The following is a 10,418-nucleotide window of genomic DNA, read 5'->3' as shown; positions in this document are numbered from 1 at the left end:
GGGGGGGGCCCCCCCCCCACAACCGGAGACAAACCGCGGGACGGGCCACATTCGGCCCGTCCTTCGGCGAAAAAGCTCAAAACCACTTATGAATGGGGTTGCACGTGGCAAACTACACCGCTGCTGACATTAAGGCACTGCGCGAGCGCACCGGCGCTGGCATGATGGACGTCAAGAAGGCGCTCGACGAGGCCAACGGCGACGCCGAGAAGGCCATGGAGCTCATCCGCATCAAGGGCCTGAAGGGCGCGACCAAGCGCGAAGGCCGCTCGACCTCGGAAGGCCTCGTTGCCGCCAAGGTTGTCGACGGCACCGTCGGCGTCATGATCGAGCTTTCCTGCGAGACCGACTTCGTCGCCAAGAACGACAAGTTCATCGCCCTGGCCGCCAAGGTCCTGGACGTTGCCGTGTCCTCCGGCGCAGCCGACCTGGAGACCCTGTTGGCAGTCGACGTCGAGGGCAAGACCCTTGCCGACGTCGTCACCGAAGAGGGCGCAGTCTTGGGCGAGAAGGTCATCGTTCGCCGCCTGTCCCGTATCGAGGGTGCATCGGTTGATGCCTACCTGCACAAGACCTCCAAGGACCTCCCGGCCCAGGTTGGCGTTCTCGTTGCAGTGGACGGCGCCGGCGAAGCCGCAGCCACCGTTGCACACGACGTTGCAGTGCACACCGCTGCAATGGCACCGACCGTGCTTTCCCGCGACGACATCGACGCCGAGGTCGTCGAGTCCGAGCGCCGCATCGCCCAGGAGACCGCAGTCGCCGAAGGCAAGCCGGAAGCCGCCATGACCAAGATCGTTGAAGGCCGCCTGACCGGCTTCTTCAAGGAGCAGGTCCTGGTCGACCAGGCATTCGCCAAGGACGCCAAGAAGACCGTGGGCAAGGTGCTGGAAGAAGCAGGCGTCAGCGCCACTGCCTTCGCACGTTTCCGCGTCGGAGCCTAATTAGCTTCAACAGCAGGTAAATTGGTTCACGGGGCCGCGGCACCGATAACCAATTGCTTCGCACCAAGGTAAAGGGGGTGGCCACTACAAGGTGGCCGCCCCTTTTTCCTGCCAGCGCCCAGGCGACCAGAGCCTGTGCGCCGGCCACCACCAAACAGCAACGAGGCGGGCCCGCACCGACCCGCACGCAGGAGGAATGACACCCCCATGGACGCAACCCTCGAAACTCACGAAAACACCCACGCCCCGCGTCGCCGCCGGGTCCTGCTGAAGCTTTCCGGAGAGGTCTTCGGCGGCGGCAAGCTGGGCGTCGACCCCGTCACGGTGCGCGGGGTGGCCGAGCAGATCGCTGCCACCGTGGGCAAGGTCGAGGTCGCCATCGTCGTCGGCGGCGGCAACTTCTTCCGCGGCGCCGAACTTTCGGCCTCCGGCATGGACCGCTCCCGCGCCGACTACATGGGCATGCTCGGCACCGTCATGAACTGCCTGGCCCTGCAGGACTTCCTGGAACAGGCCGGCGTCGACACCCGCGTCCAGTCCGCGATCTCCATGGCCCAGGTCGCCGAGACCTATATTCCGCGCCGCGCCATCCGCCATATGGAAAAGGACCGCGTCGTGATCTTCGGCGCCGGTGCAGGCCTGCCGTACTTCTCCACCGACACCGTGGCAGCCCAGCGCGCCCTCGAGGTCGACGCCGACGTGGTCCTGATGGCCAAGAGCGGTGTCGACGGCGTCTACACCGCGGACCCGAAGAAGGACCCGACCGCCACCAAGCTTGAGCACCTCACCTACGACGAGGCCCTCATCAAGGACATCCGCGTGATGGACCAGACCGCGATGACCATGTGCAAGGACAACAAGCTGGAGATGATGGTCTTCGGCATGGAGGGCGACGGAAACGTCACCCGCGCCATCCTCGGCGAAAAGATCGGCACCCGCGTCACCATCTAGGTGCCCCGCGCCATGCCCTCTCGTGGCATAGGATTGTTCACAAGCCCAAAATTACCCGGCCACCCAACGATTGGGAGCCGATTCAAAGGAGTAGACCGTGATTGAGGAAATCCTCTTCGAGGTATCCGACAAGATGGACAGCACCATCGAGAACGCGAAGGAAGACTTCTCCGCGATCCGCACCGGCCGTGCGCACCCGGGAATGTACGCCAAGGTCATGGTGGACTACTACGGTTCCCCGACCCCGCTGCAGCAGCTGGCATCCTTCGCCACCCCGGATGCCCGCACCATCCTGATCAGCCCCTACGACGTGACCGCCCTGCGTGAAATCGAAAAGGCGCTCGGCGACTCCGAGGTTGGCGCGAACCCGTCCAACGACGGCAAGACCATTCGCGTGATCATGCCGGTGTTGACCCAGGAACGCCGCAAGGAATACGTCAAGGTCGTTCGCGGCAAGGGCGAAGACGCCAAGGTGGCCCTGCGCAACCTGCGCCGGAAGGCCAAGGACGGCATTGACAAGCTGGTCAAGGACGGCGAAGTCGGCGAGGACGAAGGCGCCCGCGCCGAAAAGGAGCTTGACGCACTGACCAAGTCGCACGCCGAAAGCATCGACGACTTGCTCAAGCGCAAGGAAGCCGAGCTGCTGGAAGTCTAATGCCCAATCCCACCGAGCCGAGCGAAGGAGCCGCAGGTTCCCCTCCGGAGCCGACGCCGGATCCCGGAGGGGACCCCATGACCCGGCGCAGCCGCAAGTCGACGCGCACCCAGCCCTCGCGGGCAGGACGCGACCTCCCCGCGGCAATCGTCGTGGGGCTGGTGCTGTTGGCCGTGGTGCTGACCGGACTGTTTTGGTTGCCGCTGGCGTTCGTCGCCACGGTGGCTATCTTCGGAGTCGTGGGCAGCTGGGAAGTTTCTCGGGCACTGATCGGCGGGGGAATCGACACCCCGCTGGTTCCCCTGGCCGTGGCCGGGGTGGCCCTGCCGTTCTCCGCCTACTACGGCGGTCTCGAGGCCCTGGGCATGGCGTTTACCGCCAGCGCCCTGCTGGTCTTCCTGTGGCGCATCATCGAGGGGCCGGCAAAATCCGTGCCCTCGATCGTTGCAAGCATCTTCGTCTTGACGTGGGTGCCGCTGCTGCTGAGCTTTGCCGTGCTGCTGCTGAACGAGCCGGACGGGCACCTGCTGGTGACAACCATGTTGTTGCTGGTGGTCTCCAACGACACGTTCGGGTATCTGGTGGGCGTGCTGTTCGGAAAACGCCCGATGGCTCCGAAGATCAGCCCCAAGAAGTCCTGGGAGGGCTTTGCCGGGTCGGTTGCCGGGGCCACGGTGGTGGGCATCGCTGCGGCGGTGCTCCTGCTGGATGCCCCTTGGTGGGTGGGCATCCCGCTGGCGGTTGCGACGGTTGTCGCCGCAACGGCCGGGGACCTGGCCGAGTCGATGGTCAAGCGGGAACTGGGCATCAAGGACATGAGCAACATCCTGCCGGGCCACGGCGGGGTCATGGACCGGCTTGATTCGGTGCTCTTCGCCATCCCGGTGACGTATATCCTCACCATTTTGCTGATGCCCGGCGCGCTGTAGGGCGCCGGTGCCAATGCATCCCTAAGATGGATATGCAGACAGGTGCGACCGCTCCGCGGTTGGATCCGGGCCATCGCACCACCCGCAGCACCAAGGTGCCGGTTTTCCGGTACGCAATACCGAGATCAAGGAAAGAATTGTGAGTCAGGACAAGGCACAGCCGGCCCCCAGCCCCTTTGAGCGCGTGGGGGAAAAGGAATTCGGCTACAACACCAAACAGGTGGATGTGTTCCTCGCCCGCGCCCGAGCCACGTTCAATGGCGACGGCGACGATGATTCGATTGTCACCAGCCACATGGTTCGCCGCACGGTTTTCCCTGCCCAGCGCGGCGGCTACAGCGCCCGCGAGGTCGACGGTGCGCTGGACAGGCTCGAGGATGTCTTTGCCCAGCGGGAACGCGATGCACTGATCCACGCCGATGGCGAGGACGCCTGGCTCCAGCAGGTCGGCCGGCTCTCTGCGATCCTGCGCGGACGCCTGCACCGGTCCCCGGGCGAGCGCTTCCGCAGGCCTTCGCGCTCCAGCGCGTCGAGCTACAACGTCCAGGACGTGGACAAGCTCTGCTCCCAGCTCATTGACTACTTCGAGAAGGACGTCCCGATGAGCGTCGACGCCGTGCGACGGGCCGAGTTCCGCCGCGCCGAGGGCGAGCACGGCTACGAGGAGTCGCAGGTCGACGCGTTCCTGGATCGCGTCGTGGAGCTCATGGCCTCGATCGACTAGCCTTTCGGCTCCGTCGAAGTTTTCAATGCGGTTGGCCTGGTGTCTGTCACCAGGCCAACCGCATTCTTTATGCCCGAATCAGGGGCCGTGACGGTCGCAGGCGTCAGGGCAGCGTTCCGGCCTGCGCCTCGGGAACATGCAGTCGGGCCATGACCTCGTCGATGCGTCCGGGCGGACGGCGTCTGGTTGCCAGGGACACGAAGATCATGACGAGGAATGCCAGCGGCACACACCAGGCGGCCGGCTGGGCCAGCAGGGCATGGAACGACTGCGGCTCGTTGGGCACCGCTGCCGCCAGCACCAGGGACGCGCCGCAGCACACGGCGCCGGTGACCATGCCGGAAATCGCCCCGGCAACGGTGAGCCCGCGCCACCAGATCCCCAGCAACAGCAGCGGGCAGATGGTTGCCGCGGTGAAGGCAAAGACCGAGCCGATGGCCCCGGCCAGCGCCAGGCTGGAGGTGCCCATGGCCAGCAGCAGCGGGACGGCGGTGGCGATGAGCGTGGAGATCCTGAATCCGCGCACCGTGCCGCGGAACAGGTCCTGCGAGATGGTCCCGGCCAGGGACACCACCAGGCCCGAGGAGGTGGAGAGGAACGCGGCGAAGGCACCGCCGATGATGATCGCCGTCAGCGCATCCCCGGCGGTTCCGCCCACGATGCGCCCTGGCAGCAGCAACACCGTGGCATCGGCGTTCCCGCTGGTGGCTAGTTCCGGGGTGAAGGCCCTGCCCAGGATGCCCAGCACCGTGGGGAAGAGGTAGAACAACGCCAGCAATCCCAGCACGATCGCGGTGGTCTTTCGGGCCGAGGGACCATCCGGGTTGGTGTAGAAACGCACCAGCACGTGGGGCAGTCCCAGCGTGCCAAAGAGCAGCGCCACGAGCAGCGAGATGTTGTAGTACAGGCCCTGGTCCGCCGCCGGGTCGCTGGCGTGATCGAAGACGGCACCGTCCAGGGTCGCCGATTCCCCGGCCAGGCCCAGATGCAGCAGCAGGAAGACGGCGGGGATCGCCAGGGCCGCGAGCTTGAGCCAGTACTGAAACGCCTGGACGAAGGTGATCGAGCGCATGCCGCCGGCCAGCACGGTGAGGCACACGATCCCCATGACCAGCACCGAGCCCATCCAACCCGGCAGCCCGGTGCTGATGCCCAGCGTCAGCGAGGCTCCGTGCAGTTGCGGGACGATGTACAGCCAACAGATGACCACCACCAGGAAGCTGGTGAGCCTGCGCAGCCTCATCGAGCCCAGCCGGATCTGCGCAAAGTCGGGGATGGTGTAAGCGCGGGAGCGGCGCAGCGGCGCCGCGACGAAGAGCAGCAGCATCAGGTAGCCGGCGGTGTACCCGATGGGGAACCACAACCCGTCCTGCCCGGAGACCACGATGAGCCCGGCAATGCCCAGGAACGATGCGGCCGAAAGGTATTCCCCGCCGATGGCGCTGGCGTTCCACCAGGGCTTGACGGTGCGCGATGCCACGTAGAAGTCCCCGGTGGTGCGCGAGAGCCGCAGCCCGTTGACGGCAATGAGCACCGTCGCCAGGGACACCAGCAACACCGAGAGTAGGGCAACGGCCGGATTGATCACTTGGCGATGCTCCGGTACTTGGCCTCGTTGCGCGCCGCCGCCCGGTTGAAGAGGAAGGCACAGAGCATGATGAGCGGGTAGACGCCCACGCCCAGCAGCCACCACGGCAAGGGGATGGTGGCCAGGCGGATGTCGTTGATCTGCGGCCAGGTGAACACCATGACGGCAAGGCCCACCAGCACCAGCAGGAAGCCCAGGGCCACCGAGGCGGCCAGGCGCAGCTGCGAGCGGATCAGCGAGTGGACGTAGAAGGTGTCGGCGGCATCCGGGGCGGTGCGGCGGACGATGTTCAACATGGTGCCGGCGGGTGCGCTGACCCGCACCCGGGCTCCGGTGGGTGCCGGGAGCCCGTCATCGGGAGCCTGGACCGGGCGCGGACCGGGGGATTCGCGCGGCGGCTCGGCGGCGGCGCCGGATTCGCTCACAGCGGCCGGACTCGATTCGCGGCCAGCTTCTCGCGCAGGTAGGGCAGGGCGCGGCGCGAGACCGGGAGCTCGGTGCCGCCGATGAGAACCACCGCCTTGCCGGTGGCCAGCTTGACGGTGTCGATCTTGTCCATGGACACCAGGTAGGAGCGGTGGATGCGCACGTAGCCTGCCGCCCCCCACTGCTGTTCCAGGTCGTTGAGCGGGACCCGGATCAGGTAGCTGGCGTCCTTGGTGTGCAGCCGGGCGTAGTCGCCCTGGGCCTGCACGTAGCGGATTTCGTCGCGGCGGATCATCTTGGTGATGCCGCCCTTTTCCACCGTGACCATGTCCGGCTTCACGGTGTCCTCCTCGGCCAGCTCGCAGATGCGGCGGACCGACTCGGCCAGGCGTTCGGGGCGCACCGGCTTGAGCACGTAGTCCACCGCGGCCAGCTCGAAGGCCTCCAGCGCCTGGTCCTCGTCGGCGGTCACGAAGACCACGGCCGGGGGACGGGTGAAGCGGGAGATGACCCGGGCGATGTCCAGCCCGGAGAGCGCCGGCATGTGGATGTCCAGGAAGAGGGCGTCGACCTCGAACTCCTCCAGGGCCTTCAGGGCCTCGGCCCCGGAATTGGCCCGGTGGATGGTGCCCACCCGTGAGTCGAGCGACAACAAATACGCCAGTTCCGCAACGGCAGGCAATTCATCGTCGGCAACGACCACGTTAATCATGCACGTCATTTTACCCGTACCCCGCGGGGGAATGCGGACCCGGCGCGCTATCGGGCGGCGACGCCGGGCGCGGAGGGCTCGACCCCGGGGCGGAACTTGGGGATGCGCATGGTGATCAGCGTGCCGGCACCCGGGGCGGTGTCGATGACCAGCCCGTGGGCGTCCCCGTAGACCTGGCGCAGTCGCACATCGACATTGCGCAGGCCCACATGGATGGATTCGGTGGTCCCCGCCAGCACCGCCCGCAGGGCCACCGGGTCGATGCCCACCCCGTCGTCCTCCACGGTGATCAACGCGTATTCGCCCGAATCCGAGGCGCTGATGGTGATCAGTCCGCCGCCGGGCTTGGATTCCAGGCCGTGGCGCACGGCGTTTTCCACCAGCGGCTGCAGGCTCAGGAACGGGATGGCGGTGGCCAGCACCTCCGGGGCTATGGCCAGGGAAACCCGGATGCGGTCGCCGAAGCGCGCCTTTTCCAGCAGCAGGTACCTGTCGATGGCGGTGAGTTCCTCGGCGAGCGTGGTGAAGTCCCCGTGGCGGCGGAAGGAATAGCGGGTGAAGTCGGCGAACTCCACCACCAGTTCGCGTGCCCTGGCCGGGTCGGTGATGATGAACGAGGCGATCGCGTTTAGCGAGTTGTAGATGAAGTGCGGGCTGATCTGGGCGCGCAGCGCGCGGACCTCCGCCTCCATGAGCAATGCGCGGGAGGCATCGAGCTCAGCCAGCCCCACCTGCGCGGCAACCCAGGCCGCGACCTCGGCCACCGCGCGCACGAACCCGGCCCCGGCGCGCGGGATGTACGCGCAGACGGTGCCCACCGGGACATCCCCGACCATGATCGGGGCGCAGACCATGTCGCCGGTATCCGAGCGCTTGACCTGGGTGCGGGTGGCGGAGAGCGCAGCGGCTGCAAGTTCCAGCGCCGCGGCGGTGCCCCGGTCCCCGGCGTCCGGAATCGTGCCGTCCACCGCGAGCACCGCCGAGGTGTCGGTGATGACCAGCCCCTGGGCAGCCAGCAGCGCGCGCAGGTGCTTCCCTGCCGTGGCGGCACCTTCCGGGGTGAGGCCCTGGGCCAGGTGCGGGGCCGCCACCGAGACCCGGTGCAGGGTCTCAAAGGTCGCCTTCTCGGCGTCGGTCCCCAGGTCCCGGCTGGAGCGCGCGATCTTGAAAGCCAGGTAGCCCACCAGGGTGCCGCCGACCACGACGGTGGCGACAATCAGGGTCATCTGCAGCGCGGTGGAGAGCATGTTTCCAAGCCTACGCGGCGCCCGGACGGGCATGCCGTTCGTCGTTCGCAGGTGCCGCTTGGCGCATCCGGGGGACCGTTTGCCGGATGCCGCACCCGGACCCCTTCCCGCGCGGTGCGCCAATGCCACAGAGTGATCTTAGTCACCATGCCAGGTGACGCGCCTTACGCCGGGACGATCCGGCGCATCGATGAAGGTATCGCACCTGGCGCCTTGAACCCCCATTGAGAAGGAGGAGTCATGAGCACCACCGAAGATTCGGACCTCGGTACCGACATCGATTTCGTGAAGGAGCAGGACTCGGAAGAATTCCGCGAACTGCGCAAGACCCACCGCAGCTTCGTTTTCCCCATGGCCATCATTTTCCTGCTGTGGTACTTCGCCTACGTCCTGTTGGCGGACTACGCCCACGAATTCATGTCCATCAAGGTGTGGGGCAACGTCAACGTCGGCCTGCTGCTGGGCCTGTTGCAATTTGTTTCCACCTTCGGCATCACCGCCGCATACGTGTCCTACAGCAACAAGAAGCTTGACCCGAAGGCCACGGCCCTCCGCAAGCGCCTTGAAGCACAGGCAGGAGAGTAAGCCATGAACGCCCTGACATACCTGGCCGCTGTGGCCCCGGAATCGACAAAGGTCGGCAACCCGTGGGTCAACATCGGCATCTTCGGCCTCTTCGTGGGCATCACCCTGATCGTGGTGCTCAAGGCCTCGAGCAACAACAAGACAGCCGCTGACTACTACGCGGGCGGTCGCTCCTTTACCGGGACCCAGAACGGCACCGCGATCGCCGGGGACTACCTTTCAGCGGCATCCTTCCTGGGCATAGTCGGGGCCATTGCCATCAACGGCTACGACGGCTTCCTCTACTCCATCGGCTTCCTCGTGGCTTGGCTGGTGGCCCTGCTGCTGGTCGCCGAGCTGCTGCGCAACACCGGCAAGTTCACCATGGCCGATGTGCTTTCCTTCCGCCTCAAGCAGCGCCCGGTGCGCATTGCCGCGGCCATCTCCACCCTCGCCGTGTGCGTGTTCTACCTGCTGGCCCAGATGGCCGGCGCCGGGGCACTGGTTTCCCTGCTGCTGGGCATCGATGACAAGATCGGCCAGTCACTGGTCATCGTGGTGGTCGGCGCACTGATGATCGTCTACGTACTCATCGGCGGCATGAAGGGCACCACCTGGGTGCAGATCATCAAGGCCTGCCTGTTGATCGCCGGCGCGTTCATCATGACGATCATGGTCTTGGCCAACTACGGCTTCAACTTCTCCGCACTGCTCGGAGCCGCAGTCGAGTCCGCCGGCACCGTCGACATCCTGAACCCGGGCCAGAAGTACGGCGCGTCCGAGACCTCCAAGCTCGACTTCATCTCCCTGGCCCTGGCCTTGGTGCTCGGCACCGCCGGCCTGCCGCACGTGCTGATGCGCTTCTACACGGTTCCCACCGCCAAGGAGGCCCGCCGCTCGGTCGTCTGGGCGATCTGGCTCATCGGCGCCTTCTACCTCTTCACCCTGGTGCTGGGTTACGGTGCCGGTGCCATGATCGGTGCCGACAGGATCAACGCTGCCCCGGGTGGCGTGAACTCTGCCGCCCCGCTGTTGGCCTTCGAACTCGGCGGCCCGCTGCTGCTGGGCCTGATCTCCGCTGTCGCCTTCGCCACCATCCTTGCGGTGGTTGCCGGATTGACCATCACCGCCGCGGCATCCTTCGCCCACGACGTCTACGCCTCGGTCATCGCCAAGGGCAAGAGCACCCCTGAGAAGGAAATGAAGGTGGCACGCCGCACCGTGGTCGTCATCGGCATCTTCGCGATCCTCGGCGGCATCGGCGCCCAGGGGCAGAACGTCGCCTTCCTGGTGGCCCTGGCCTTCGCGGTGGCGGCATCCGCCAACCTGCCCACCATCCTGTACTCGCTGTTCTGGAAGAAGTTCACCACCCAGGGCGCGGTCTGGTCCATGGTTGGCGGCCTCGGCTCGGCCATCGTGCTGATCGTCTTCTCCCCGGTCATGTCGGGTCTGCCGACCTCCATGATCCCGGGTGCCGACTTCGCGATCTTCCCGCTGGCCAACCCGGGCATCGTCTCGATCCCGCTGGCCTTCGCGCTGGGCTGGTTGGGCTCGGTGCTGGACAAGAATACCGAGGACCCGATCAAGTCCGCGGAAATGGAGGTCCGCTCGCTGACCGGTGTCGGTGCCGAAAAGGCCGTCGACCACTAGCGGCTGGGCAAGATCCTCGGTGGGGGCC

The 10,418-nt window shown here is 66.3% G+C and carries 11 protein-coding genes; 7 read left to right on the top strand and 4 right to left on the bottom strand.

Features of this window, described 5'->3' with window-relative positions; translation table 11 throughout:
• Positions 1-104 precede the first annotated feature (104 nt).
• The 5 genes from tsf (at position 105) to ACIPUB_RS19655 (ending at position 4,203) form a co-directional block, all read left to right on the top strand.
• Positions 105-944 carry a translation elongation factor Ts gene (gene tsf / locus ACIPUB_RS19675; protein ID WP_407608927.1) on the top strand — a complete coding sequence of 280 codons (840 nt, stop codon included), beginning with the start codon at positions 105-107 and terminating at the stop codon, positions 942-944.
• A 207-nt stretch (positions 945-1,151) separates the two neighbouring features.
• The gene (gene pyrH, locus ACIPUB_RS19670; protein ID WP_407608926.1) at positions 1,152-1,895 is read left to right on the top strand and encodes a UMP kinase; all 744 of its coding nucleotides are present in this window, start codon (positions 1,152-1,154) and stop codon (positions 1,893-1,895) included.
• Positions 1,896-1,992: 97 nt separating this feature from the next.
• A complete protein-coding gene (gene frr, locus ACIPUB_RS19665) occupies positions 1,993-2,550 on the top strand; it encodes a ribosome recycling factor (protein ID WP_264268109.1) in 558 nt (185 codons plus the stop codon).
• Positions 2,550-3,479 carry a phosphatidate cytidylyltransferase gene (locus ACIPUB_RS19660; RefSeq protein ID WP_407608925.1) on the top strand — a complete coding sequence of 310 codons (930 nt, stop codon included), beginning with the start codon at positions 2,550-2,552 and terminating at the stop codon, positions 3,477-3,479. The genes frr and ACIPUB_RS19660 overlap by 1 nt, the downstream gene beginning before the upstream one ends.
• A 139-nt stretch (positions 3,480-3,618) precedes the next feature.
• On the top strand, positions 3,619-4,203 hold the full coding sequence (locus ACIPUB_RS19655) for a DivIVA domain-containing protein (protein ID WP_264268108.1): 585 nt from the start codon (positions 3,619-3,621) through the stop codon (positions 4,201-4,203).
• Between the two features lie 103 nt (positions 4,204-4,306).
• Here the strand turns inward: ACIPUB_RS19655 and ACIPUB_RS19650 are convergent, their stop codons facing one another.
• The 4 genes from ACIPUB_RS19650 to ACIPUB_RS19635 are packed head-to-tail and all read right to left on the bottom strand — an operon-like array spanning position 4,307 to position 8,176.
• Positions 4,307-5,788 (bottom strand): cation acetate symporter, encoded by a 1,482-nt coding sequence (locus ACIPUB_RS19650; protein WP_264268594.1) that lies wholly within the window; start codon positions 5,786-5,788, stop codon positions 4,307-4,309.
• Positions 5,788-6,216, bottom strand: a complete 429-nt coding sequence (locus ACIPUB_RS19645) for a hypothetical protein (protein ID WP_407608924.1) — start codon at positions 6,214-6,216, stop codon at positions 5,788-5,790. Before ACIPUB_RS19645 ends, ACIPUB_RS19650 begins: the two co-directional genes overlap by 1 nt.
• Positions 6,213-6,929 (bottom strand): LytR/AlgR family response regulator transcription factor, encoded by a 717-nt coding sequence (locus ACIPUB_RS19640; RefSeq protein WP_407608923.1) that lies wholly within the window; start codon positions 6,927-6,929, stop codon positions 6,213-6,215. The genes ACIPUB_RS19645 and ACIPUB_RS19640 overlap by 4 nt, the downstream gene beginning before the upstream one ends.
• 47 nt (positions 6,930-6,976) lie before the next feature.
• Positions 6,977-8,176: a sensor histidine kinase gene (locus ACIPUB_RS19635; RefSeq protein ID WP_407608922.1), complete on the bottom strand. Its 1,200-nt coding sequence runs from the start codon at positions 8,174-8,176 to the stop codon at positions 6,977-6,979.
• Positions 8,177-8,416: 240 nt separating this feature from the next.
• Here ACIPUB_RS19635 and ACIPUB_RS19630 point away from each other — a divergent pair, with 240 nt between their 5' ends.
• Both ACIPUB_RS19630 and ACIPUB_RS19625 read left to right on the top strand, forming a co-directional pair.
• The gene (locus tag ACIPUB_RS19630) at positions 8,417-8,761 is read left to right on the top strand and encodes a DUF485 domain-containing protein (RefSeq protein WP_407608921.1); all 345 of its coding nucleotides are present in this window, start codon (positions 8,417-8,419) and stop codon (positions 8,759-8,761) included.
• Between the two features lie 3 nt (positions 8,762-8,764).
• On the top strand, positions 8,765-10,390 hold the full coding sequence (locus ACIPUB_RS19625; protein ID WP_407608920.1) for a cation acetate symporter: 1,626 nt from the start codon (positions 8,765-8,767) through the stop codon (positions 10,388-10,390).
• Positions 10,391-10,418 lie beyond the last annotated feature (28 nt).

The organism is Paeniglutamicibacter sp. ORCA_105 (assembly GCF_045798545.1).
In the GTDB taxonomy this organism is placed as follows: domain Bacteria; phylum Actinomycetota; class Actinomycetes; order Actinomycetales; family Micrococcaceae; genus Paeniglutamicibacter; species Paeniglutamicibacter sulfureus.
The sequence above is the reverse complement of the archived record's forward strand: the minus strand, read 5'-3'. Positions and strand labels throughout refer to the sequence as shown.